The organism is Chitinophaga sp., assembly GCF_019236475.1.
Classification (GTDB): Bacteria; Bacteroidota; Bacteroidia; order Chitinophagales; family Chitinophagaceae; genus Chitinophaga.
On the sequence record NZ_JAFAIX010000003.1, the window covers coordinates 171,857 to 198,456 of the forward strand.

Annotated in this window: 22 protein-coding genes; 19 read left to right on the plus strand and 3 right to left on the minus strand. The window is 42.4% G+C overall.

Going from position 1 to position 26,600, the window contains the following annotated elements:
• Positions 1-4: 4 nt before the first annotated feature.
• The 5 genes from JO154_RS02855 to JO154_RS02875 all read left to right on the plus strand — a co-directional run bounded on the left by JO154_RS02855 (position 5) and on the right by JO154_RS02875 (position 8,415).
• On the plus strand, positions 5-1,453 hold the full coding sequence (locus JO154_RS02855) for a RagB/SusD family nutrient uptake outer membrane protein (RefSeq protein ID WP_291941676.1): 1,449 nt from the start codon (positions 5-7) through the stop codon (positions 1,451-1,453).
• Positions 1,454-1,581: 128 nt separating this feature from the next.
• The gene (locus JO154_RS02860) at positions 1,582-2,733 is read left to right on the plus strand and encodes an AhpC/TSA family protein (protein ID WP_291941678.1); all 1,152 of its coding nucleotides are present in this window, start codon (positions 1,582-1,584) and stop codon (positions 2,731-2,733) included.
• 11 nt (positions 2,734-2,744) lie between these two features.
• Positions 2,745-4,130, plus strand: coding sequence for a thioredoxin family protein (locus JO154_RS02865; RefSeq protein WP_291941679.1), 1,386 nt, complete (start codon positions 2,745-2,747; stop codon positions 4,128-4,130).
• 620 nt (positions 4,131-4,750) lie between these two features.
• Entirely contained in the window at positions 4,751-6,835 is a 2,085-nt protein-coding gene (locus JO154_RS02870) for a hypothetical protein (protein WP_291941680.1), read from the plus strand.
• Positions 6,836-6,939: 104 nt separating this feature from the next.
• A complete protein-coding gene (locus JO154_RS02875) occupies positions 6,940-8,415 on the plus strand; it encodes a hypothetical protein (RefSeq protein ID WP_291941681.1) in 1,476 nt (491 codons plus the stop codon).
• A 288-nt stretch (positions 8,416-8,703) separates the two neighbouring features.
• Here the strand turns inward: JO154_RS02875 and JO154_RS02880 are convergent, their stop codons facing one another.
• A complete protein-coding gene (locus JO154_RS02880) occupies positions 8,704-8,937 on the minus strand; it encodes an acyl carrier protein (RefSeq protein ID WP_291941682.1) in 234 nt (77 codons plus the stop codon).
• Positions 8,938-9,330: 393 nt separating this feature from the next.
• On the opposite strand from JO154_RS02880, the gene JO154_RS02885 reads away from it, so the two are divergent.
• The 7 genes from JO154_RS02885 to JO154_RS02915 all read left to right on the plus strand — a co-directional run bounded on the left by JO154_RS02885 (position 9,331) and on the right by JO154_RS02915 (position 16,495).
• Positions 9,331-9,750 (plus strand): ubiquinol-cytochrome c reductase iron-sulfur subunit, encoded by a 420-nt coding sequence (locus JO154_RS02885; protein ID WP_291941683.1) that lies wholly within the window; start codon positions 9,331-9,333, stop codon positions 9,748-9,750.
• Between the two features lie 14 nt (positions 9,751-9,764).
• Positions 9,765-10,202: a thioredoxin family protein gene (locus JO154_RS02890; RefSeq protein WP_291941684.1), complete on the plus strand. Its 438-nt coding sequence runs from the start codon at positions 9,765-9,767 to the stop codon at positions 10,200-10,202.
• On the plus strand, positions 10,189-11,145 hold the full coding sequence (locus tag JO154_RS02895) for an FAD:protein FMN transferase (protein ID WP_291941685.1): 957 nt from the start codon (positions 10,189-10,191) through the stop codon (positions 11,143-11,145). Before JO154_RS02890 ends, JO154_RS02895 begins: the two co-directional genes overlap by 14 nt.
• Position 11,146: 1 nt before the next feature.
• Positions 11,147-11,368, plus strand: coding sequence for a DUF4266 domain-containing protein (locus tag JO154_RS02900; RefSeq protein WP_291941686.1), 222 nt, complete (start codon positions 11,147-11,149; stop codon positions 11,366-11,368).
• A gap of 16 nt (positions 11,369-11,384) precedes the next feature.
• Positions 11,385-12,605, plus strand: coding sequence for a DUF3570 domain-containing protein (locus tag JO154_RS02905; protein WP_291941688.1), 1,221 nt, complete (start codon positions 11,385-11,387; stop codon positions 12,603-12,605).
• Between the two features lie 229 nt (positions 12,606-12,834).
• Positions 12,835-15,249 (plus strand): ABC transporter permease, encoded by a 2,415-nt coding sequence (locus tag JO154_RS02910; RefSeq protein ID WP_291941690.1) that lies wholly within the window; start codon positions 12,835-12,837, stop codon positions 15,247-15,249.
• A gap of 160 nt (positions 15,250-15,409) precedes the next feature.
• On the plus strand, positions 15,410-16,495 hold the full coding sequence (locus JO154_RS02915) for an SAM-dependent methyltransferase (protein WP_291941691.1): 1,086 nt from the start codon (positions 15,410-15,412) through the stop codon (positions 16,493-16,495).
• Positions 16,496-16,532: 37 nt separating this feature from the next.
• Here JO154_RS02915 and JO154_RS02920 read toward each other — a convergent pair whose 3' ends face one another.
• The gene (locus tag JO154_RS02920; protein ID WP_291941693.1) at positions 16,533-17,186 is read right to left on the minus strand and encodes a GIY-YIG nuclease family protein; all 654 of its coding nucleotides are present in this window, start codon (positions 17,184-17,186) and stop codon (positions 16,533-16,535) included.
• Positions 17,187-17,378: 192 nt separating this feature from the next.
• Between JO154_RS02920 and JO154_RS02925 the strand changes: the two genes are divergently transcribed.
• The 3 genes from JO154_RS02925 (at position 17,379) to JO154_RS02935 (ending at position 19,003) form a co-directional block, all read left to right on the plus strand.
• Positions 17,379-18,215: an AraC family transcriptional regulator gene (locus tag JO154_RS02925; protein WP_291941695.1), complete on the plus strand. Its 837-nt coding sequence runs from the start codon at positions 17,379-17,381 to the stop codon at positions 18,213-18,215.
• Positions 18,216-18,282: 67 nt separating this feature from the next.
• Positions 18,283-18,690 carry a DinB family protein gene (locus JO154_RS02930; protein WP_291941697.1) on the plus strand — a complete coding sequence of 136 codons (408 nt, stop codon included), beginning with the start codon at positions 18,283-18,285 and terminating at the stop codon, positions 18,688-18,690.
• Positions 18,691-18,709: 19 nt separating this feature from the next.
• Positions 18,710-19,003 carry a DUF1330 domain-containing protein gene (locus tag JO154_RS02935; protein ID WP_291941699.1) on the plus strand — a complete coding sequence of 98 codons (294 nt, stop codon included), beginning with the start codon at positions 18,710-18,712 and terminating at the stop codon, positions 19,001-19,003.
• A 42-nt stretch (positions 19,004-19,045) separates the two neighbouring features.
• Here the strand turns inward: JO154_RS02935 and JO154_RS02940 are convergent, their stop codons facing one another.
• Positions 19,046-20,323: a hypothetical protein gene (locus tag JO154_RS02940; RefSeq protein ID WP_291941700.1), complete on the minus strand. Its 1,278-nt coding sequence runs from the start codon at positions 20,321-20,323 to the stop codon at positions 19,046-19,048.
• A gap of 172 nt (positions 20,324-20,495) precedes the next feature.
• Here JO154_RS02940 and JO154_RS02945 point away from each other — a divergent pair, with 172 nt between their 5' ends.
• From JO154_RS02945 to JO154_RS02960, 4 genes are all read left to right on the plus strand, one after another.
• The gene (locus tag JO154_RS02945) at positions 20,496-21,521 is read left to right on the plus strand and encodes a histidine kinase (RefSeq protein WP_291941701.1); all 1,026 of its coding nucleotides are present in this window, start codon (positions 20,496-20,498) and stop codon (positions 21,519-21,521) included.
• Entirely contained in the window at positions 21,515-22,222 is a 708-nt protein-coding gene (locus JO154_RS02950; protein ID WP_291941702.1) for a LytTR family DNA-binding domain-containing protein, read from the plus strand. The genes JO154_RS02945 and JO154_RS02950 overlap by 7 nt, the downstream gene beginning before the upstream one ends.
• Before the next feature lie 139 nt (positions 22,223-22,361).
• Positions 22,362-22,982 (plus strand): Crp/Fnr family transcriptional regulator, encoded by a 621-nt coding sequence (locus JO154_RS02955; protein ID WP_291941704.1) that lies wholly within the window; start codon positions 22,362-22,364, stop codon positions 22,980-22,982.
• Between the two features lie 290 nt (positions 22,983-23,272).
• The gene (locus JO154_RS02960; protein WP_291941705.1) at positions 23,273-26,584 is read left to right on the plus strand and encodes a TonB-dependent receptor; all 3,312 of its coding nucleotides are present in this window, start codon (positions 23,273-23,275) and stop codon (positions 26,582-26,584) included.
• Positions 26,585-26,600 lie beyond the last annotated feature (16 nt).

Consider the following 26,600-nt stretch of genomic DNA (forward strand, 5'->3'; position numbering starts at 1 on the left):
CAAAATGAAAAAGATATTGCACTATAGCCGGTTAGCCGTTTGGCTTTTGTTTACCACCAGTGTGTTTTCCTGCAAGAAAAGCTTTTTGGAAATTAAACCAAAAGGTAAAACCATTGCCCAAACAACCAACGACTACAACCTCCTGCTAAACAATTACGATTTATTTAATATAGATGCAGATGCGCAGGCAGCCATGGGGGATGAAATTGCAGCGGTAGAACCCTATTTTTCAGGCACTGACCTGCGAACGCAAAGGCTATTTCGCTGGGATGCCGTGATTTATGAACCACAGCAAAATGCCAATGAAATGGCGGTACCCATGCGAAACATTTATAACTATAACAAAATTATTAACGAAGTATTGAATGCTGCTGAAGGTACCGACCAGCAAAAAAAATCATTGCAGGCGGAAGCCATGGCTGGAAGAGCATGGACGTATTTTTTGCTGATTAATTATTATGGAAAACCTTTCAACAATGCCACATCTTCTACCGACCCGGGATTTCCTATCATTACCACAGCCGATGTAACGCAAACGAAATTTACACGGGCTTCGGTGAAAGATGTATATGACTTTATTATAAAAGACCTTACTACCGCTATCCCCGCCCTGCCAGCCCAGACTACGCATCGACTGCGCATGTCCAAAGCAGCGGCCGAAGGGATTTTAGGTAAGGTTTATACTTTTATGGGAAGATTTAGCGATGCCTTGCCACAGTTAAATGCTGCCATTACCGATATGGCTTCCGCAGCGATTCCGGTTGGGTTATATGACTACAACGTAAACTTTGGACCAGGCGGAAGTTTCCTTCCAATAAGTTTTTTCGGGCCTACCTATCCTACAATTGTCGATGATAAAGAAAATTTGTACGGCAAGCAATTCATTAATTACTGGACATTCATAAGTGATGAATTTGTTATCAACCCGCAAACCGTTGCATTATATGACCCTGCTGATCTTCGGCTTAATTTTTATGCTAACACACCCGCTTTTGGAGGCAATACTTATCCCGGTGGGATGTTAAGAAGAACAGGGCCTGCAGGTATACAATTTGGCGTTCAAGTTCCTGACTTGTACTTATTAAGAGCAGAGTGCAAAGCCAGGTTAAATGATTTACCTGGCGCCAAAGCTGATGTAGAAGCCCTGCGGGTAAACAGAATGCCTTCCACTAATGCGTCAGTACCCACCGCCATTGCATCGGATCAAAAAGCACTGGTAAAATTTATTCTGGAAGAACGCATTCGTGAGTTTGCAGTAGAAGGTTTCAGGTGGTTTGACATGCGCAGACTTTCAGTGGACCCTGATTTTAGCGCAACAGTAGGTAATGTACATAATGTCTATTCTTCTTCGGGGCAGGTTACGCAAACACTAACGCTAAAGCCTGAACGTTTGGTGTTGCGTTTCCCACAAAAACTGATGAATCAAAATCCAGGCATGGAAAACAATCCTTAACATAAAAACTAAATGGAATTAATGAACCCAAAGCGAATATGCTGCTACAGCGTAAACGGGGAATCCATTTCTGATCGGTAAGGTCAAAAATTTTGAAACAATAAACATTTAATAATTAAAGTGTAAAAATGAAAAAAAACATCCTCTTAGTCTTATTCCTTTTTTATGCGTTGGCTGGTTATTGCCAGCATGGCTTTACCATACGTGCCAAAATTAACAATCCCAACAAGTATAAGATGTACCTGGCGTATTCTGGTAATAATGGTTATGTGGTTGATACAAGTTATACCATTGAGGAAGGTTGGGCTATATTCAAAGGAAAGGTGGCCGAACCCGCTGTTGCTGATCTTGGAGTTCGCCGTAATCCAGCACTGGAGATTAAAGTTCCAAGTGGTGGATTTATACCGGGGCCCGATTTAAAGTTTTTTCTCACCAATGAGAACATCGAAATCAATGGCGATGCCGATGAGATTTATATGGCTAAAGTAACTGGTGGCCAGAACAATAAAGAATGGAATAAAATCAAGGAAAAGGAAAATAAGCTAACACAAGAAAGCTGGCAAACGGAAAAACAGGCGTACATCAGCGGTGATTCTACGACATTAAAAAATGCTTCCCTCTTACGTGCAGCCAATAATGACAAGGTGAATCAGTTGAGGATGGATTTCATAAAGCAATATCCCAATTCGTTTGTCAGCCTTTATTTCCTGTCTGGTCTGGTCAATAGCATTTCTCTGAATGAATTAAAATCGGCCTATGCCTCCTTGGGAGCTAAGTTAAAAAGCAATGCTATCGCGAAGAAAATTGCAACAAAAATCCACAACATGGAATCCACTGCAGTGGGCAAAGCAGCAATTCCTATCAACAAAAAAGATATGAATGGAAATTTGGTAAATCTGGGGACATTAAAAGGAAAATATGTACTGATTGATTTCTGGGGAAGCTGGTGCGGTCCCTGCCGCCAAAGCCACCCGATTTTAAAAGCGCTTTATGCAAAATACAAAGACAAGGGCTTTGAAATCTTAGGTATTGCACATGAAACCGGGGCGTCGTTAGCCGAAAGCGAGAAGGCCTGGAAAACAGCTATTCAACAAGATGATATTCCCTGGCTGCAGGTATTGAACAACCAGGATATAGAAAAGTTTGATGCAGTCAAAGCTTATGGCGTATCAGCTTTTCCAACAAAAATCCTATTGGATAAAGAGGGGAAAATAGTAGCCCGCTTTGTGGGCGATGAAGACGCATTCGAGAAAAAATTGAAAGAGATTTTTGGGTATTAAAATTTAAACTAATGAAAAGAATATTAGCACTTTTTATTTCTCTGCTTTCACTTGCCAGCGCACAGGCAGAAGATGGTATCCAGTTCAGCCACGGAAGTTGGAAGGAAATTCTTAGCCAGGCAAAAAAAGAGAATAAGTTAATTTTCATAGACGTATATACCAGTTGGTGCGGTCCTTGTAAAATGATGGCAGCCGAAATATTTCCGCAGAAAGTCGTTGCTGACAAATTCAATGCTTCATTTATCAATTATAAAATTGATGCCGAAAAAGGCGAAGGAGTACAAATTGCAAAGCAATTTGAGGTGCATGCTTTCCCAACTTATTTGTTTGTAAATGGAAATGGTGATTTGATTTATCGCACTTCGGGCTATATGCCAGCAGCTTCGTTTTTGGATCAAGCCAATATCGCTCTAAAAGCGAAAGATGATCCCAAACCCATTGCAAAATGGCAGGATGAATATAATAATGGAAAGAGAAGCAAGGATTTTTTACTCGCTTACATGAAAAAAAGGTCCAATTTAAAACTGCCTTCTGCTGAAATTATTGAGGAATTATTTCCCCTATTGACAAAGGAAGATCTGAAAAAAAAGGACGTCATCACAAGTCTTATTTATTTTGACGCGAACATTCAATTCGTACCAGGCGGCAAGCTGTTTACTTATGTTTTGAACAATTATAAGCAACTCGACTCTTCCAAAATCATCCAAAGCCCATTGGGTATTATGGAATTCGGAATTAGAAATTATTTCAAAAAAAACATCGTTGAAAACAAAAAGGAAAAAATGTTGCCTGTAATGATTCAATCTTATAAAAAGATAATGCAGGCAACAAATGTCCAACCGGCTGAAATTATTGCAATGGAGAAAGAATTACCTGTGGAATATTATGGTACTACAGGAGATGCCACAAAACTGGCGCCGGCTGTAATAGACTATGTGCAGAATGGAATCATGAAGCTGGATATTGCCGGTAAACAAAAGCAAGATGAAGAAACGTTTGCAGGATTTATGGCACCTTACCTGACAGGGAAGGCTGACTCCACAAAAGATGAAAAATTTGCCATGAAGCGTATCATGCAAAGCAATAACATGGTATCTATTTCCTATCAATTGCGAGATGCTGCCGAAGAAGTGTACAAAAACATAAGCGATCCTAAATTGCTTAAGCAGGCAACAGACTGGGCAAAACAGGCGGATGAATGGTTCCCTCATTTTTCCAGTAAAGCCGTGTATGCGGGGCTGCTCTTTAAAATTGGTAATACCCAACAAGCAGTGCACATAATGGAATCTGCAGGTAACGACCCTCTCTTAGAAAAGGCTAGTGGGGCGCAAAATCTAATTCTGGCAAACGTGGAAAAGATGAAGAACGGCGAAGCGCCAAAAAGTTTGTGGAAATAGTAGTAATTCCCAAATTCAGAATACCTGGACAAAAGCGGTTCGCATGATTTGGCAGATAAAATCTACAATTTTCATTATAGAAAGTAAAACAATAACCAACCCAATCGCATACTTAATTTCCTCAGCCTTTGCCTGAGTTCTTTTAAGTAATTTTATGTTAGCCGTTGCCTTGTATTCCTACTGGCAACGGCTTTAGCGATTATTGTATTTTCTCCGGTTTACCCGCCAACAACATCTCCTTTGCTATCGGATATAGGCCACAGCACCGTACTCTATCTTAATTAGTGCAGAAGAGTCTAGAGAATAGATACATAGATTTTTTATACAACATTAAAATTTCACAACAACAATACCTGGGTTTCGTATAGTCGTGCTTCCAAAAAGAAAAAGCCTTACAACGATTCGCTGTAAAGCTTTTCTTTTTTGCCACCTCATAATATACTAAAATTAATCGTTCGCAAAAAAGGTATTTTCACGGTATGTTGAATTAGCGTATATCATACATTTGTAACTAATATAGGGCCTCCCTCAAATGCATTCTTTTCTCAAAGAATCAATCGCCCTAACACGCACGCGGTGTCCTCTTTCAATTTTAAATAACCATTTAAAACTAATCGAAAATGCAAAGCGTAGAAAAACTTGCTCATGAAAAAAAAGCCCCTTCCTCCACATCGGGGTTTCAATTCCGCACACCTGCAAACATCCAAGATTTTGCAGGTGATCCGGCCAAACAAAAAAAGATGAATAGTCTATGGAGCAACAACCTGGATGGGTTCACGCAACAAGGGATGTTGAACAATGGATGGAATACAACCAACACGCCCCCTACTACAAATTATTATAACCCCATCGACAATAATCCAACCAGCGAAGCCGCCAATATTCAATGGCTGGCTTTTCCAGGGAGATTAGAATATAATTTTCCCAATGCCACACAAGCTGAACTGTATCAAATGGCTGACACCGGATCAATGCCCGGCCAAATATCAAACGACCCATGTGGTACAGGTCAAAATGTTGCCTATTTCCCTTATGGTCCTAGAGGTTGGCAGGATGAATATTGTGAATGGGCCGTTACGCGAAATGAGGCAGGAAAAATTACGCGAATTGATTTCACCTGCGAAAACCCTGAATACTGGAACACCTTATGGATGGTAGACCCCAATAAGGTGGTAACCCTGTATCAAACCATCCTGGATAAACCGCAGATCACCCTGCAAGATCTATCCGTACCAGGCATCGTGAATCCTATTACCAATCAGCCGATATACAATCCACTGAATAAATGGAACTCCGGGCCAGTATCTACTGCAACAACAGGAGGCGCCATACATCTAACTAGCACTCCTAATACGATACAAACTGAAATCGGCCTAGCAACCACCTCTACCATTCAACGTTTCAACCCTCCTCCTCCACCAGCTACTACCAATACCATGTGGCCATCAGCGCAATTCAATGATTTAATTTGCGTGGGCCAATTTGGTCAGCGGTATCGCAATAGCGACCCTAATATTGGAGGTACTGTAAATAATTTCGTTACACAAGGGTTTATGCTAACGCTTGCTGACCCTCCCGGGCTCTATATTCAAATGCCTGATTTCTCTAACTACAAAACGCCTGATGGTACCGATGCGTCCACTTTCTGGACAATTAAACGGGGCAGCAAAACACTGACTGATCAGGCAGGTAATGCTTTACCTGGTAACTTTATTCTGCATGCTGTGTATGAAGTACCAGCCAGCAAGGGTTATACCGTAAGCGATATTACCATTTCAAATCAGCCGATTAACTGGGGATCTCAGGTGGCATACACCTTCAAAATGCAAATTGTTGCTAGTGCTTATAATGGTACCGTTCCACAGGGTTATGATCCCGTTGGTGATACCACTCCTGCGAATACTTTTGCACAACCGCTTCAACTCTTCTACCAAGACTATTTTGAGACACTCTATAATATCAATGTTCCTAACCCAGTTAACCACCCCATTCCTTTGTTGAGTAACAGTACATATGTACCGTCTTACATTAACGTTGGTACCACAGCCGCCAAAATGGTAGTAGTGGTGGGCACCTGCACAGCACAAGAAAACAAGCCGGCTACCTATCCTTCTGTTACTTTCGATGATCCTCATATTACGGCGATAGTAACAGGGGTAAAACAGAACGTTACCTACGCAATACCTGGTAATAGTCAGCCTAGCGCAAATACAGCGTTATACATCACGGTTTCCGTTGGCGCCGAAGCGAAACATGGACAACATGGCGTTTATGTGACCAATGTTGGCCAGCAACGCCAGGCAGCTATGCCCGCACTGTTTATGGTATCACCTGTAACAGTACAAGCCAATATTGCATGGCAAAATACGGGCGTGACACTCACTCCTACCAATACAGCTTCCATCAAATATGTATCTGGCTTGTGGACTGCTAACCCGCAAGATAATGGTGGCCAACTGTATAATGCCGCAGGTAATCCCGTGTTTATGTCGGCACCACAAGGCTATCCGATGCCAGGTCAAGACATAGGCGCATTGGTTGGCAAAGTAGGTAATACTATTTTCCTGGTTGGCTTGGGCGCTACCGTTCCTTCCAACCTCAGTGGCGAGATACAATTATGCATCAATGATGATCTGAAAGGTCTATATGGCGCTGGTTTAACCGATAACATAGGGGCTGTTACAGTAGCTATTGATGTACACTAACTGATACGAAATATCAATATTCAGATCAATAAATGAGAGAGGCACATATGAACCTATATGTGCCTCTTGAATTATTAGCACTCCTTCATATAAATCTTGCAAAAATGAAAAGATCTGTTACTATCTTCCTAATAACTTGCATTGCTTTATTTATCAACCAGTTTATCATAACAGCTTTCAAGCCGGATAACAGAGATCCCAAGTTGGCGCGGTCTACAAACACCTGCAACTGTTATGCTAGTTCGTCTTTGTATAATATTGTCATTCAATTCAACAACAAGGTACCTGGAGACCTTGCGGCATTCAATAATCAATCCCAGGCAGATTGCTTTGCCTGGCAGGAATTCATTTCTTTGAACTGGCCGATAAACCCGTCAGGGTACTTTGGCACTCCCGGGGATACTTCCCCAGTAAGCTGGGAAGCATATATGCCAATTGACGTGCTATTCCAGCCCGACGGAGTGCAGCCATCCTCTTGGGGAACGCTTGTTTCACCTCAATATGCCGCCAGATTTAAATCACAGCGACTATTGATGAATCCAACTAAAACGAAACTTTTAACCTTCACCACTAAGTTTGCTGCTGATAGCGTCTTTGGCCTAGATCCTGATCAAGCCGCACCTATAGGCAGCCCCAATTGGCTGGGTGCTCAAAATAATACCAATGTTTGGTATGAGATCAAGCTGAATAAAGACTATTATGATTTTGTGATCAAGAATGGGTATTATAATGCTATCACACAACATGACTCCGTACAAAAAGGCATCCCGATTAATTTTCCGCAAGGTGTATATAATGGCCCCGTAGGTGCTATAGAAGTGAAAGCCGCGTGGATGGAAGTGGACAATATCAATTCCCCTAAATGGCAGCGATATAAACTCTCCAATGCAACCGTGTATGATTCTGCTACAGGAAATTTTAGACAAACAGTTGTTGCGTTGGTAGGTTTGCACATTCTACACAAAACACAGAATCAACCTACTTGGGTATGGGCTACTTTTGAACAGGTAGATAATGTACCGGATACCAACAGTAAAACGACGCCACCATATGGATATAATTTTTATACTGCGAATTGCACGCCTCGTCAGGTAAGTCTGCATGGTGGCGGTACCGCAACGGTAAGCTGTACAGCTAATACTTCGCCGCCCTATTTCTTGTCGCAGGCAGGGCCAGTTCCGGTACAGGTGACCAGGTTAAACCCAATCGACCCGACAGATGCGGTGCCTATCAATAATATGATGCAAAGCAATATCAAAAAGTTTTATCCTCAATCTGTTTTTCAATATTATGAACTAGTAGATGTAATCTGGTCGCAAACATTGCAACCAGACAAAACAACGCCCATTCAGGTACCGTTTCCGTTAAATACATCTGCTATGTTGAGCGGCGCGCATGTAGTGGCCAATACCACGCTAGAGAGCTATGTGCAAAACACCAATACTTGTTATAGTTGTCATAAATATAGCACCATTGCACCTTTCCCAGCGGATTCCGTCAACAATAATATCTTCGGTGATTTTAGTTTCGCGATATCAGCGGCTCAATACCCGGTATCAAAGGCCAAGAAAAAAAGATGATGGTCGAAATCTTGTTAATGCAACTAAGCATGCTATCATCATAGTAACCCTTAATTACGATATGAATCCCAAAGCCTGTAGACATAATATCTACAGGCTTTATTATTGTTCAGTCCTTATGCAGATTAGGTGAGTGGCGCACTATTGCGCGTTGATGCAGGTATGGTTCGTTGTATCTGCGGGATTATTATCCAAACCTTGTTTGATACCAGGAGTACCAGAGAGCATCGTGTCTCCCTAAACAAACAAAAAAGCATTATTGAATGATCGTTATTTTTCCGGTAAGACTCATTTAGCATTACTTTCAAAATAATCTACAATCTCTCCAATCGTATTGCTGGTGGACATCCCACCCAGATCTGCTTTTATTCCAAATTGCTGTTGCAGGTTCGATAAGAGCTGAACGGCCAGGATAGAGTTCATTCCTAAGTCGTTCAAAGAGTGATCTGGAGAGATAGCCTCCTCTGGAATACCAGCAGATTTACTGATAGCATTAATGACGGTTGATTCAATAGGTTTCATTTGATATGGTTTTTTGAAGGTAAAAAATGGTGATAAGCGTATATTCCCCAAAATATTGTTGAGATAAAAACGTTATTACTGAATAATTGGTTCAGCACCATCTACGTGTATGGAAGGGAGTGACAGTTCATGCTTATTATTGTAAAGAAGCAGAAAGCGCCATATTATCAATATCTTAGGTGACCTTTCCGTTTTACTATTTTGTAAATTCATTTTGAAACATTAACTTTCAATTGTTGGGTCTGTATAATCAAGTACAGCACTCCTCTAAAATCACCTTTTTAAATGCAATTCTCCATTTACCTACGCCTTTCTGTATAACAGCCATTTAATGTATATCACCATTCCCGCCATTCATTTTGTTTGGCAAAACTGTTACAAATTATAGAAAACATGAAGAGACACGAGTTTCTCGCGGCGCTTGGCATGAGCTCAGCGGCAATGATTTTAACATGCATTGGATGTTCCAAGGGTTCTGGAGGAAGTGATGCCCCTGCACCCTCCTCTAATGTAGATTTTACATTAGACCTTAATGCTTCCACCAATGCAGCCTTATTAACCAATGGCGGATACGTTTCCATCAATGGCGTCATTGTAGCCAAAACAACGGCTGGCGTATATATTGCAGTACAGCAATCGTGTACCCATGAAAGTTACCCCTTAAATTATCAGTCATCTAGCCATCAGTTTTATTGTAACAACCATGGAGCCACTTTCCGCGAAGATGGTACCGTTATCACCGGACCAGCTAGTCGTTCCCTCGTGGTATATAAAACCACACTTACAGGAACATCATTACGCATCTACTCCTAATTCACAGTATTCATATGAAATTATCCATTTTCTTACTCCTGGCTTTTATCAATCCAGGTGTAAATTGGTTGGGGAATTTCCAGGAAGCACAAATAGCTGCACATGCCGCTCATAAGCTTATCCTGATTAACTTTTCAGGGTCTGACTGGTGTGGGCCATGCATCCGACTACGACGAGAAATCCTGGAGTCGAAACCTTTTGAAGATTATGCCGCTTCGCATCTATTACTGGTGAGAGCGGATTTCCCGCGTCAAAAGAAGAATCAACTGAGCAAGGAACAAGTACGACTCAACGAGGCCCTGGCCGATAAATACAATCCGGAAGGTAAATTCCCCTATACATTGCTGGTAGATGAAAATGGCAAGGTAATCAAGGTTTGGGATGGGTTTCCAGGCGGCACGCCTGAAAAGTTTGTTGGCGAAATAACTGCAATGGAGCATGATGCACAGTAATAGTCCTGCCGATGGCGCACTCGTTCATCGACAAGTCCTAAAGCTCATGGGTAACCGATTTGAGTTTAGCGTGGTGGGTGAGAATAAAGAAGAAGCGGAAAATCATATCCAAGCAGCCATTGCTGAGGTGAGTCGTATTGAAAAGCTGCTGACTACTTTCAGTGATGATAGTGTAACCAACGAAATAAACCGTCAGGCGGGCATTCGGCCAGTAGCGGTTGACAAGGAGGTATTTCATCTCATCAAAAGATCACTAAAAATATCCGCGCTTACACAAGGCGCCTTTGATATATCCTATGGGGGTATTGATAAAAGTCTTTGGAACTTCGATGTGAACATGAAGTCTCTCCCCTCTCCCCATCTAGCAAAAAAGGCGGTTCGACTGATCAACTACCGGAATATTATTCTTGATGACTCTGCTACTACAATTTTCCTGAAAGAGGTGGGCATGCGGATAGGATTTGGTGGCATTGGAAAAGGATATGCGGCCGATCGTGCCAAGAGTATACTTCAAAACAGGGGTGTTAAAAGTGGGATTGTGAATGCCGCTGGAGACCTCATTACCTGGGGAACGCAGCCCAATGGCAAACCATGGACTATCGGCATCGCCGATCCCGATCATGCAAGCACTCCTTTCTCTACCCTGAATATCAGCAATATGGCCATTGCTACTTCTGGCAATTATGAAAAGTATGCCATCATCGATGGTAAAAAGTATTCGCATACAATTGATCCCTTAACAGGTTTGCCCATAACTGGATTAAAAAGCGTCAGTATTATCTGTCCCAGTGCAGAGCTGGCGGATGCGATGGCCACTCCGGTCATGATAATGGGAAAAAAGGTAGGTCTGGATCTTATTAATCAAATGCAGCAAATCGCCTGTGTAATAATAGATGAACACCATCAAGTGTTTTGTTCCAACAATATAAATATCATCAACTGACATGAAGAGAAATATCTGCTTTATGCTCTTACTAGCTAGCTTCTGTGGGATGCAGAGCGCCTGCACCACTGTGAAGGCTTATCAGAAAAACAAGCTAAATGATTCAGAAATGGAATTATCGGCACGTAAGTCACAGCAATTTGAACAGAGCTTCCAGTTGTATAGAGAAGGTGGTTCTGGCGCTAATGGTGGAAAAAGCGGCGGCGGCTGTGGTTGTAACTAATCTTAAAATTAGGTAAATGAGACGACTAAATCTGAGCATTCTGGCAATATACGTGGGCATACTGACATCGCACGCACAGGCACAAGAAAAGCAACCATCAGATACTGCTAACTATCAATCAAGAAAGCTTCATTTGGACGAAGTAAATATCGTATCTGCCTATTACAACCAGGATGGTAATAATTCCGCAGTAACTGGTGGTATTGGTACGGAAAAGCTGATTGACTTTGCCAATACATTGGATGTGCAGCTTTCTATACTTAACAAAAAGGCCCATAAAAATACTTTCCTTTTTGAATTAGGGATTGATCACTATACATCTGCATCATCCGACAAAATAGACCCTAATAGCATCTCGTCCGCATCCAAGTCAGACACCCGTATTTATCCGTCTGTGAACTGGACTAATACAAACGTCAAAACGGGGAACGCATTCGGATTATCGGCCTCCTATTCTCATGAATACGATTACCAGTCATTCGGTGGAGGCTTACATCTAACACGCGTTTCCAAAGATAAAAACCGACAGTTTGATTTCCGGGGTCAAGTTTTCCTGGATAGATGGAGTGTGATATTACCAGTGGAACTGCGGCCACCCGGCTATGGTTCTGGAGCAGAGGGAGATAGTCGCCCGATTGATTATAAACCCAGGAATTCCTTCAGTGCGTTTTTCGGCTTATCACAGGTGATTAATACAAGACTACAAGGCATGCTCGCCATAGACCCCTCCTATCAGCATGGTTTGCTGGCAACCAAGTATCAGCGCGATTATTTTACAGATGGTTCTGAACGGGTAGAAAACCTTCCAGACGATCGCTATAAATTGCCAATTGCCATTAGGTTAAATTACTTTTTGGAAGACCGGTTTATCATACGCACTTTCTATCGTTACTATATGGACAATTGGGGCATCAGGGCGCATACGGCAGAAATTGAGGTACCTGTTAAACTAACCTCATTTGTAAGTCTGAGTCCTTTTTATCGCTACAACAATCAAAAAGGCACGCGTTATTTTACCCCATTTGGGCAGCATAAACCGACCGACACTTACTATACGAGTGATTATGATCTGTCCACTTTTCACAGTAGCTTCTTGGGTGGTAATTTACGCTTGTCTCCTCCCAGAGGCGTCTTTGGATGGCAGCATTTTAATTCGATAGAGCTGAGATATGGTCACTATATACGCTCCACCGGCTTAAACAGCGATATCGTTACGGTGGCATTAAAATTCAAATAGGTATCAGCAACAATAAGTTATACATCCCGTAGTCTTAATGGCTACGGGATGTTATTTTTTATGTAACCCTGCAGTTGTGCATAATTGGACAAAAAAGTGTCCATATTTGAACAGTTGGAAGAAATCGTAAATTGTGTAATCCTTTACGGTAGGGGGATTACAGTAATGGCATTCAATTTGGCATCCAGGAATGTATTCATATTCCAGTATCTATTAAATACTTCAACTCATGTTCAATATATACCTTAAAACAGCCATTCGTAGTATCAAGAAGAATAGGATGCATTCTTTTATAAATATTACAGGGTTAACCGTAGGAATAGCTTGCTGCATGCTAATCACCCTATTTGTGAAGGATGAGTTGTCTTACGATCAATATAATCAACACTATAACGAAATATACCGGGTGCTGCATGCGTATCGCCCTATGACGGGTTCCGGGAAGCTACCCCCACCCGCCCCTAGTGAATACCAGGTTTGGGGAAACGCCCCTGTAGGGCCTGTATTGAAAGATAATTTTCCAGAGGTGATGAGTGTCACGCAGTTCACTAGTCCACGCACCATATTAATGGAGCATAATGATGCTCGGTTCCAGGAAACCAGTCTTTTATTCGCAGACGCCAGCATCTTCGATGTATTCAGTTGGAATTTTATAACCGGCGATTCTAAAACCGCCCTCGTTGCACCTAATGCCATCGTGCTAACAAAATCGATGGCACAGAAATATTTCGGTACCACCAATATTGTTGGACAAACTATTAAGGCCGAAAACCTAATCCTCAATGTGACAGGCGTGATGGAGGACGTTCCCTCTAATTCTCATTTTACATTTACAGGGCTTATTTCCATGGAAACATTCAAAAGACAACGTGCGGAAATATTCTCTCAATGGGGTTATGTAGACTTTTACACCTATATCAGAACAGTACCAAACGTAAATATAGCTGCCATGGAGGCGAAGATACCTGGTATTTTAAAGCAGCATAATTCAGATATCCATGATGAGAATTATACCTTCACTTTTGAGCCATTGAAAGATGCCTATCTTTTTTCTCAGGCGGCACGGCAGCCCGGTGTTACAGGCAGCTTATCGAACATTGTAATTTTTTCATTGATTGCCATATTTATGCTGGTTATTGCGGCCATTAACTTTGTAAATCTTTCTACTGCTAGGTCTTTGGAACGGGCCAAAGAAATCGGCGTTAGAAAGGCAATAGGCGCACAGGAAAGTACCCTTATTATTCAATATCTCGCAGAAGCAATATTACTGACTACTTTTGCCACCATACTGGCCATAGCCCTTTGTTTCGTGTGCCTACCGATATTAAGACAGCTCGCTGATAAAGGACTCCCGATGCAACTCATGTGGTCTAAAGAACTAATCCTGCTCTATTTCCTGACGCCTATACTAGTTGGTATTCCAGCAGGAATATACCCCGCGCTTGTATTGGCCAAATTCAAACCAGTACAGGTATTGAAAGGAAGGTTCACCTCCAGTAGAAAAGGGCTGCAATTGAGAAGAGGGTTGGTTGTCTTCCAATTCAGCTTATCTATCGCCCTCATTGCCAGTACTGCTATTGTGTATTCCCAATTAACACATCTGCAACAACACAGTCTGGGCTTCAATAATGAACAATTACTGGTGATAGATTATGGCGGAGATAGGCAGATAAATAAACACCAGGATGCTATTAAACTGCGACTGGCTCAGCAGCCTGATGTCAAAGCCATTTCCATATCAAGAGCCGTACCTGGAGACCAATTCCCAGATGGAGGTACCGTCATTGCTACACCAACAGGAGAAACGGCGGCGTATAATCTTTCCATGTATGAAATTGATGAAGATTTCATATCTACCTTTAAAATCCCCATGATGGCTGGTCGTAGTTATTCAAAAAGTTTCCCTGCAGATACGGCGCAGTCCCTAGTGATCAACGAAGCGACTGCAAAATTGTATGGATATGCCAATCCTCAAGATATTATAGGCAAACCCTTCGAACAATGGGGCCGAAAGGGAGTTGTGATCGGGGTAGTCAAAGATTTTAACTTTCAATCATTACATGAGAAGGTAAAGCCATTGGCCCTGCGGAGAGGAGATTACGATGCTTTTAATAAAATTACCTTACGATTACAGTCGCCCGATCTTAGAAAGACAGTTAAAGAGATAGAGGCCATCTGGAATGAAGTAGCCCCTCAGCGTCCTTTCCTGTATTCTTTCCTAGATCAAGCCTTTAACCGTCAGTATCAGAAAGATCAACGCTTTGGGCAGATATTCAGCATTTTCGGCTTATTGACCATATTCATTGCTTGTCTTGGTCTTTTTGGTTTGGTCACTTATTCCATAGAAAAGAGAATTAAAGAAATAGGGATACGGCGCACCTTGGGGGCATCTATACCTAATGTGATCGGGTTACTGTCTCATGATTTCATTTTATTGATTTTGATTGCAATTGCCATTGCCACCCCTATTAGCTGGTATGCTATGCACAATTGGTTAAATACTTTTGCTTATAGCGTGGATATTCACTGGTGGATATTCGCATTGGCAGGCGTTGCTGCCATGACGATCGCTATTACGACTATTGGTATTCTGGCGTTCAGGGCAGCAAGGGTTAATCCTGTGGATGCACTTCGTACGGAATAATATCTCCTTCAATGATATATTAAGTAGTATCGAATATCTTTTTTCAAAACCCGCTCTTGTAGCGGGTTTATTTTAATCCAATGACCTCGTGTCTCTATATTTGGCATAAGAATCTATGTATGATAATAAAGAAAACAATTCACCATCAAACAGCAGATGGATGGGACTGTCAGATATTATCATCAGCAAAATACAAAGCGAAGGTCCGATTTCCTTCCACACCTTCATGGATCTCTGCCTCTATCATCCAGACTATGGCTACTACACCACCGCTGGAGATAAAATAGGTCGGGATGGCGATTTTATTACCAGTAGTAGCTTGACCCCTGCCTTCGGCGCCACCATTGGCAAGCAAATGGAGGAGATATGGCACATACTGGGGAAAAAAGACTTCACTATTGTTGAATATGGCGCAGGCCAGGGACTGCTATGCCATGATATGCTGGAATACTTGAAAGAAAATAGTCGGCTTTATGATCATATCAGGTATTGTATCATTGAGAAACGAAAGGACGCACCTATCAAATGGATGTCGGACAAGGTCCATTGCTATAGGACAATTGATGACATACCTTGGCCCATTGATTGTATCTTCTCCAATGAGCTAATAGATAATTTACCCGTACATCAAGTAGTGATGGAGGATGCATTAATGGAAGTATATATAGATTACGACCAAGAATTTAAAGAATTGCTGAGACCCGCCCCCTCTTCCCTTCAACACTATTTTCATCAACTGCATGTAACACTCCCCAAAGGCTACCGCACCGAAATAAATCTCGATGCCATTAACTGGATAAGGAATGCATCCAGTCATCTCAAAAAAGGATTTATCATTACGATCGACTATGGCGCACTATCCGAAGAGCTATATAAACCGCGCCACCATTGTGGCTCTGTATTATGTTACTATAAACACCAGGTCAGCGATGATTATTTTTGTAATATCGGCCAGCAGGATATCACCGCACATGTGAATTTTAGTGCGCTACAACATTGGGGCGCATTAGCCGGATTAAATACCAATGGCATTACCTCGTTGAGTTGTTTTTTACAAGCCTTGGGATTTAAAGCATTATTAAGAACTGCCAATGAACGCCAACAGAAGAATATTCTACAATTGGCACAAGAGGAATCCTATATCAGCTTTACTCTTTTGATAGATATGGGCAGTAAATACCAAGTACTGATTCAATCTAAAAATATATCCGATGCTGAACTTACCGGGCTCCAATTTAACCGATGATATGTTGAGCCTTTCGTTATCGAGGGTTGGCTGTCTCTCAATATAACTGGTTACGCAATATTCGTTTAATCATTTGTATAGTAGAACGAGTGACCTGGCCTTTATATTTCTGCAGAATTTCGCTTTCACTGGTACCACTGCCCATCTCATTTACTACCCGCAGCCACTTGCCTAGGAATTCCGAATTGGGAGTTCGGTATCTTAATAAACGCCTAACCGTTTCTATAATCGTTCTGCTGACGGTCCCCTCATGCAATTCGAATATTTCATCATTGCTAAGGCCCAGTTTAATATCGTCTGCCACACGGGAATAATCTTGCAGGTATTTTTCATTCGCCTCCATTACCTGTAGCAAGGGGTTATCGCTAAAGGTGATATCGGTATTTCTGCGTTGCCTTTGTAAAGTCTGCATCGCATAATTGCGGGCGATGTTATCACAAATAATGAGATCGTCTTTGGTCAATTGGAACCACTCTCCTTTTATGCGCTTGTGTTGAAATACGATATGCAGACTCTCTTCCAGCTCGGTCATATTCATGGCCGCATATTGCCGGATCACACGAAACATCATCGGCAGATGCGTATGGTAAGCCGCCAACCGCTTATGCAGGTCCTGCGTTTTACCAATCTTATACAGGTTCCTACCCGTGCTAAGAATGTATACACATTTACCAATTTGTACTTGCTCCATCGGGGAATCTCGTGCTTATTAGGGTGATAATTAAACTATTAAATTACAACTAGGATTCTTATGTACAAAATTGATTATTTATATTTTATTAATATATCATATGTTTATTTTACGTACACGATAAGATCACTACTGACATAATGTTGTCACAACCAGCTTTTAAGTTTGTACTATTGTACTAACTTTATCACTATGGAAGCGGAAATCCAAACTATCTACCATTCTCCTAACCTCTGTTCGGTACATAACTTTCTTTGCCAATGCATGGAATGCACCATATCGGCGAAGGAATACCAGGATACATTTTCCATTGCGTTTATCCGTAAGGGTAGTTTTGGTTTTAAAATATATCGGGAGGAACTGGATGCCTACAGCGGCCTCTTCCTAATATGTAAGGCTGGATATGAACACCAAGTAAGGCATATTCATGATATCCCAGACCAGTGTACCATCTTTTCTTTCTCTGTTGACAGTGCCGCCGAACTAACAGCCCAAAGCAATACTTTATCCCGGTTCTTTAAAAACCCGGATATGCAATCCATATTAATCAAGGCAACGCCAGAAATGGAGTTCTTACACCAGGTCATTTTTCAAGAATTATCCAAACCACGACGTCAGCAACTTTGGGTGGAACAGCTAATGGTGGCGCTTTTTACACAGATTCTATCTGGCAACAATGAAGGGTTACCTACTTTAAGCAGGAAACAGCAAATCCATTACCTGCCTATGATTGAAACAGTAAAATCATTCATATATACGCATTATACCGCAGACATCCAGTTGTCGGAACTAGCTAATATCGCGCATGTGAGCCCTTTCCATTTCAGCCGATTATTTAAAAAAGTAACGGAGGTCAGTCCCTATGAATATCTCCTCCGTATAAGATTAAAAGAAGCACAACTCCAACTCCTCCATACCCGCGATTCCATTACGTCCATTGCCTTCTCTACCGGCTTCAATAGCCTAGAACATTTCTCTGCCGCCTATAAGAAACAATTTGGGAAATCACCAGCAGCGATGCGTAGCTAAAATGAGCAAGATTCCTTAAATCTCCCCCATTTCCGATGTCTAATTTTGATGTCTCAAACAGATTATCATGAAAACACAATTATTGGAGACATTGGAAAATGCCAGGAATTATACTCTTGCAGTAGCGGAGGCCATGCCCGAAAACAGTTATCAGTTCACACCTGCGGAGGATACCATGACCTTCGCCACACTATTGCATCATATTGGTTATGGCATCTCCTGGTGGGAAGAAAACTATATACGCCAACAATCTACCGACTGGAACCCACCACAGGCTACCACCGATAAATCCTCCACTATTGCCTACTTGGAGAATGCCTTTTCTGCTTTAAAATTAAGCCTAGCAAATAAGGTACCCACTGGTAAAGGTTTGGATGGATTTTATGCGACTATAGATCATATCACGCATCATAGAGGCCAGGCTACGGTTTATTTACGCTGCAAAGGAATTGTTCCACCCGCTTATATTTATTAATCTACTAAACGTTATTATCATGCCTGTATATTATGTCAACAGCTACAACATCACCAATCAAGAAGAATATGCAAAATATGGCCCTCCTACCATTGAACTGCTGCACAAATACGGAGCGGAAGTATTGGCTGCCGATCTACAAGCAATCGGTGTGGAAGGGAAACCACTACAGATGAATGCCATCATTAAATTCCCTTCTGAAGCGGCTGCACTTCAATGCTACGCTGATCCAGCATATCAACCACTGAAAGCCATCAGATGGGGTTCTACTGGAAATTGTTCCATGATTTTGGTACATGGACTCGAAGGATAAAAAAATACAAGCGCTGCTAATGATGGCAGCGCTTGTATTTTTCTATTTTAACTGTTGCAGTGCATAGTGCATGTCGTCTTCCTGTAATAACTTCCAATGTTCACCCAACACTATTTTCCATCCGGGGCCTTCTATCACATGGTCTTTCATCACCACGCCCGTTGCCGATAAAGTAATGACCTTCCAATCTTTCATCAGCATACCTCCAGCGGCTACTGTCAACTTTCCCCAAGTATCTTTTACTTCTGCTGTTGGGTAAACGGTGCCATAGCTGCCGAGATCAAACATATTACTAGGATTAAAACCGATATTAGGTTTTAGCAACTTTATAACCAGTCGGGGTTTCGCGGTGAAGAGCGCCACATAGTCTGCTACCTTTTTTAAACGAACTATTTCCTTTCCCTTTTCGGATGCAGTGATAGCATCACCGTTATACATTTTTGCTAATTGTTGTAGCTTCTTTTCGGATGGTTGTTGCTGTGTAGGCAACTGATAATATTGTTTGATCAGCATAGGAAAATCAGATAGCGAGTCTACTTTCGCCGTCCATTCCGGCTGACGTTGATACAACAGATAGCCGTACAATGGACCAGAGACATAAACAAATGAACGGATGATAGTGCTGCGAGCTGACGCAGAGTCAATAATATGCTGTAAGTAATCGGGGATATGCGCTTGAGCTCTACCTAAAATTACGCCTGTATATTCCGCCAGTCCTTCATTCATCTCCAGGATACGCTCATTGGCAAAGGTTTCGGGAAAGAGTTGTTTCCTTTTCTCCCGGAATGCCAGGGCACTGGCCAAATCAGCGTTTCGTTTATCCACTGGTTTGCTCAATGCAGCCTTCAACGCTTGTAATTCCAACAGGAAATAGATACGGCCTTGCATGGTGGCCAGATGGTCCGCCGAGGGGCTATGAGCAGGTAATCCCAAACTATCCTGGATGCGATGGAAAGATTCATGCGCGAGGAGACTTAAACGTTCATCTTTATCCTCGGGTAGCGGCAACATCACCACCGACCAGGATTTACCTTGCCAAGTAATGGCAGTATTGGCGATGATCACATCCGCCGGTAAGGTACCACTGTATACTCCCTCTCCAGCAGGGGTAAGATAGCCGCCACTATCCGGCTCATTCGCAAATACATGTCGCGTTTGTGGGTCTACCAGCAACATAGGACCGTATAGAGGGAGTCGCCATACCTGTTGCTGCAATCCTATCGCCTTTATTTCGCTGAAATTGGCGGCAGCAGTAGTTTTATCTTGGGCGTAACCTGCCACTGCGAGACAACAGAGCAGTAACGAAAATAATGATCTCATCTTTTTTCTACAATAATGCAATACTTCCTGGAAATAGGCAGTTGCAATTATATGAAGCGCAAAGCCCCTGCTATGTATAACAATAAACTACGCTAAAGTGCCGTTTATCCCGGAATAGGAGCAGTTGATATAATGCGTTTGTCCAGTTCCTATTGTTTACTTACTTCGCAGTATGCGCAAAATACTGGTACATATTGTTTTCTGGATTGTTTTCTATCTGATGTGGAACCAGGTGATGTATTTCTATGTAAGAAATAATATTGTCAACCGCCTTTATTTCTCCGCGCTGGATGTAAGTCTGATCATATTTGCATTCTACGGCATCTTCAGTTATGTGCTGCCGGATTATTTCCGGCGTAAAAATAAAATCAGACTGATAGTTTTGTCCGTTTCCCTGATTGTAATTTTAACAGCTACTTATGCGTGGAGCATGAAGTACTTTTTAAACCATATGCTGGTGCCTATTCGGTTCGATTTCATATGGACCTACCAGGATTTACAATATAATCGTTTCTTCCTAGTTTTGCTGGGCGTAATGGGCGGGTATTTTGTAAAACTGGCGATCGACAGACTAGATGCGCGGCGCAAACTGGAAAGTATGGAAAAAGAGCGATCCCTTGCGGAATTGACCTATCTGAAAGCACAGATCAATCCGCACTTTCTTTTTAATTCGCTCAATACACTCTATACCCAGCTAGATTACGCCCCTGCCGATGCCAGGCATACGCTGGTGTCTATTGCAGATCTATTGCGTTATCAGTTGTACGAATGCAGTACTGATTTTACCCCGCTTTCAAAAGAACTGGATTATCTAAACAATTACTTCCATATCCAGCAACTGCGCATTGAAAATTGCAATACCAGTTTCACTGTAAATGGAAATCCGGAAAATTACGAAATTGCCCCGCTGCTGATGATGCCCCTAGTAGAAAATGCTTTTAAATACTTATCCGACAGCGATGAAGAAGAAAATAGATTAGCAGTGCGTATTGATTTGGGAGACAGCCAGCTCTCCTTCCGCTGTGAAAACACATTTGATCCGCCTACATTTCTCAATAGGCCAGCTAAAAAAGGGATAGGTTTGGAAAATGTAAGAAAACGCCTGGAATTACTCTATCAAGACCGTTATCAGTTGGATATCACCATCAACGGACGTATCTACCTGGTAACACTCACTTTAAATTTAACCGCATGTTGAATTGCTTGATTATCGATGATGAACCGCTAGCTCGCAAACAGATTGAAAGCTATGTAGAGAAGGTGCCGTTTCTGCACCTGGTGGGCACTGCGCGCAATCCCTTGATAGGCCAAGCTATTCTGGAAACCGAAGCGGTAGACCTCATCTTTCTTGATATCAAAATGCCACACCAAAGCGGCATCGATTTCCTCCGTCAACATAATCCGCTACAACAGATCATATTGATCACCGCATTTTCAGAATACGCCGTAGAAGGATTTGAGCTGTCTGTTACTGATTACCTGATGAAACCCGTCACCTTTGAACGATTTTATAAAGCCTGCGAAAAAGCACAGGCGAAAATAAGTGGCAATGGCGCTATTCGCTCCAATACGGAGCAGCCAGGGTCCTTGTATGTGAAGTGTAACCAGCGTTTCGAGAAGATTCTCTTGCAGGATATTCAATATATAGAAGCAAGACTGAACTATGTACATATCATCACCCCCTATAAAAAGTACATGGTGTATTCTAGCCTAACAGGAATAGAAAACAGTCTTCCCCCAGAAAAATTCATACGGGTACATAAGTCCTATATCGTATCTATCGATCGACTGACTGCCGTAGAAGGCCATCAAGTATTTATCGGGGAGACGGCCATCCCTGTGGGCCGAAGCTACAAACAAAGCCTACATCAGCATCCATTTTTGAAGAAGGGTTCCTAAAACTTTTTCGCATTCAAAAAGTCAATTCTTCACGGAAGACCCCGTAAAAAGTTAATAATAATTTAAAACGAAATACCCGTTCGTGTTATTTCATCCTCTCAGAAAGTTTAATACTTTTCCATGGTAATTGATGTCGGGTATGCCTAAAATCTCAGAAATAGGATTATACAACTATTTGGCCTGGAAGCAAGTTCCAGGGCTGAGAGAGAATGTAAAGTTAATTACTGTTAAGAAAGGTAAACAACTATACGATACCGCACAGAAGTATACAGATATCTACGAAATCCTTAGTGGCGCTGTTAAACTGGGCGGCATCTCTGGAAAGGGTAAAGAATACATATATGAACTGGTGACACCAGGCGAATTTTTTGGTAACCTGGCCATGCTGGGCGATACCTTCTGCGAATTCGGTAAAGCCATCGTAGTAACACAACTCAGAGTATATAAACCTGCCTTCTTCAAACACCTAATGACGCATGACCCAGAAGTGGCAGCATGGTGCTTTGAAAAAATAGTCTACCGATGGAATAAAACAGAATCCATGCTGGCGAATATCCGTTCTTATGAGCCCAGAGAACGGATTCAAATGCTGTACAACGAACTCCAGAAAAAAACCATCATCGCCTCTAATCGCGAAATCATTCTCCATCGGCTGATCACCCTTCAGGATATTGCCGATCTTACCGGCACTACGCGCCAACTGGCTGCTGAAATCATTAATACCATTGGATCTAGCCCCCTAACTGGTCTGCAATTGTAAGATTCTAACATCTTTAATATTCCCATAACGATTTGGTGATCCTGGCTTGACACCCTCCTCCGCTGCATCCTATATTTTTGCATTCTCTTAACACAGCAAGGTTTTTCAAAGCGATTCAAATATCCAAAATCATGAGGAGGTTTAAAATTCCATTTAACACTATACCTAATCATAACTACTTATTACTGTAGCACAGATGTACACACCGTAGGCAGATGTGCTGTCGTCTGCCTACAATATCTGTTTTCACTCATCACAACTATCTCACTATATCTCTAAATGTTGCATGTATGCGAATGACGAAAGCATTATTTTATTTGTTATGCCTTTTAATATTGCCACTGGCAATGCAGGCACAGGTAACTACCGGTTCTGTAACCGGTACGGTAAAAGGGCCTGATGGCAAAGGCGTGGAAGGCGCCAGCATCACGCTTATACACCAACCTTCCGGTACGCGCTATATGAACCGCACCTTGAAAAATGGTTCCTTCACTATCAGCAGCGTACGCGTGGGTGGTCCTTATGTGTTAAGAGTAGATTTCGTGGGATTTAAAACCCAAACCGTAGAAGGCTTCCAGGTATTATTAGGTGAGCCTTACGACGTGGTAGTAACCATGGGCGCTGACACAAAAGAGTTATCCGGCGTTACCATCAATTCTGTGAAACGCAAAGGCGCTACGGAAAAAAGCGGTGCAGCCACTGTATTTGATTCCAGAACGCTCTCCACTATGCCGAGCTTCAACCGCAGTATCACCGATTTCACTAAGCTTTCCCCACAATCCAATGGTGATAACGGTTTCGCAGGCAGAAGCGGTTATTATAACAACTTGAAAGTAGATGGCGCCAACCTGAATAACAGCTTTGGCCTCAGTACAGCGCCATTACCTGGTGGCGGCGCTCCTCCAATTTCGCTGGATGCATTCGACGAAATCTCTGTCAACATCGCTCCTGTAGACGTACGCCAGTCGGGCTTCACCGGTGCAGGTATCAACGCTGTTACTAAAAGTGGTACCAATGAATTCCACGGTACAGTGTATGGCTTCTACCGCGACCAGTCCTTCAACGGCCGTAATGTAGGCGATATCAAATTGGATCAGGCTACTGCCTCTTCCAGGAAAACCTATGGCGGAAGTATCGGTGGCCCTATCATCAAAAATAAACTGTTCTTTTTCTTGAATGGTGAGTATGAAATGAACTCCGGTGCAAGAATCACCAACTATGTAGCGCAAGGTAGTAAGAACGCGGGCACGCCTTCTTCTACGCCTATCGACTCCCTCGCTAAATTGGCTGATTTCCTGAAAAAACAATACAACTATGATCCAGGTGCGTACGACAACTTCCCTACTGCTGCGAAAAACAACTATAAATACATCGCTAAGCTCGACTGGAACATCAACGATCATCATAAACTGACTGCCAAATTCAGTGATTTTGTTAGCAATGAAGATCCTTCTGCTATCAATGCGTCCTCTATCATCGGCGGTGGCGGTTTCTCTCTGCCAGGTACCACGGCTTCTATTTCCTCTTTACCTAACAGCAGGTTGAGTAATCGCTCCATGGTATTCTCTAATTCCGTATATGGCTTTAAACATACCGTTAGAACCGGTACCCTGGAACTGAACAGTACCTATGGTAAAATCTCCAACAGTCTGTTACTGACTGGTACTAAAATCCAAGATACCAGGATTACCAACAGTAAAGATTTTCCTTTCGTAGAGATCTTCGATGGCACCACTACGCCACATAACTATATGAGCTTTGGCGTGGAACCTTACAGCTATAATAACGATGTTATCAACAAGGTTTGGAGCGCTACAGATAACTTCTCTTATTACACAGGCAAACACTCCCTCACTGCCGGGGTTTCTTATGAATACCAAATGGTGGGTAATATGTTCATGCCTGGTGCACAGAGCTACTATATTTACAATTCGCTGAACGACTTCATCACACAGCAATCGCCCCTGTACTATTCCTATGCATACTCCATGGTGCCTGGAAAAAAAGCAGTGTATTCCGCTGAACTGAAATACGGCCAGGCAGCCCTGTATGCACAGGATGAAATCAAAGTCAACAACCGACTGAAAGTAACCATCGGTTTGCGTGCCGATAGACCGGTATACCTGGAGAAAGCCCTGGAAAACCCTGCTATCACTGCACTGACATTCCCAGACAAAGATGGTAATATGACGCATTATGACGGTCAGTGGCCTACGCCAAGAATTAATATCTCTCCACGTGTTGGCGCGAGATGGGATGTATTGGGAGATAAATCCCTGATCATTCGTGGAAGTACAGGTATTTTCAACGGTATGGCGCCATTCGTATGGTTAACGAATATGCCTACTAACTCTGGTATGTATCAGAACAGCGTTTCCTTGAAAAACACCAACCCGGATGATGCTGCGAAACTGAAGAACATGGTATTCGATCCTAAAGTGGATGCATATGCCAACCTGTTCCCTCCTGTTGCGGGTACTTCTATACCTAGCAATATCGTGATGGTGGATCGTAATTTTAAATTCCCGCAGATATTCAGAACAGACCTGGCAATTGACAAGAACCTCGGTAATGGCTACAGCTTCACCCTGGAAGGATTGATCACAAAAGATATCAATGCTATCAGAATGCGTAACGCCAATCTGAAAGATCCAACCGGTATCTTCAATGGTCCAGATAACAGGCCGCGCTACGTATCTACCGCTAATACCGACAGATATATCTATCCTAATATCAGCTCTGCGGTGATCGTGGAAAATACCAATAAAGGCTATTCTTACGCGTTAACAGCGCAGTTTACCAAAGCGTTCTCAAAAGGTTTCTATGGCTCTATCGCTTATACCTATACGAAAGCGCAAGATATCTCTGGCAACTCCGGTTCACAGGCATATTCTGTATGGAACTCCAATGCGACCATTGGTACCAGCAACGACCTGGAGATGAATCCTTCTGCTGCAGCCACTCGCCACAGAATTGTGAGTATGCTGTCTTACAGATTTGAGTACCTATCGCATGCCGCTACCACTATCTCTCTGGTTTACCAGGGCGCGCCTAGCGGTACTGTTACCTACAGAATAAACGGCGACCTCAATGGTGATGGTAACAACCAAGATCTGATGTATGTACCTAAAAAGGGTAATGAGCTAGTGTTTGAGCCATATAATGTTACCGTGGGTGGCGTTACCTATAACTTTACGGCGGATCAACAGGCGGCTGCTTTGGATAAATTCATCAACAACACCCCTTATCTCAGCAAACATCGTGGTGGTTATACGCAAAGAAACGCTGCACAAGCACCTTGGTATAATGATATCGCTGCAAGATTCCTGCAGGAGTTCTATATCAAATCTGGTAAAACCAAACATACCTTGCAGTTCAGCGCAGATATTCTCAACCTGCCGAACCTCCTGAATAAATACTGGGGTATCCAGAAACAGACTACCACTACGCAGCCGCTGGTTTATAGAAGCGTTGGTGCGGATGGTGTGCCTGTTTACCGCATGCAAAATTACAACGGGGTACTGTACACTACTCCTTACCAGAACATCAACAGCAGCACCAGTACATGGTCTATGCAACTGGGTGCTCGTTACAGTTTCTAATTTAACATTACAATAA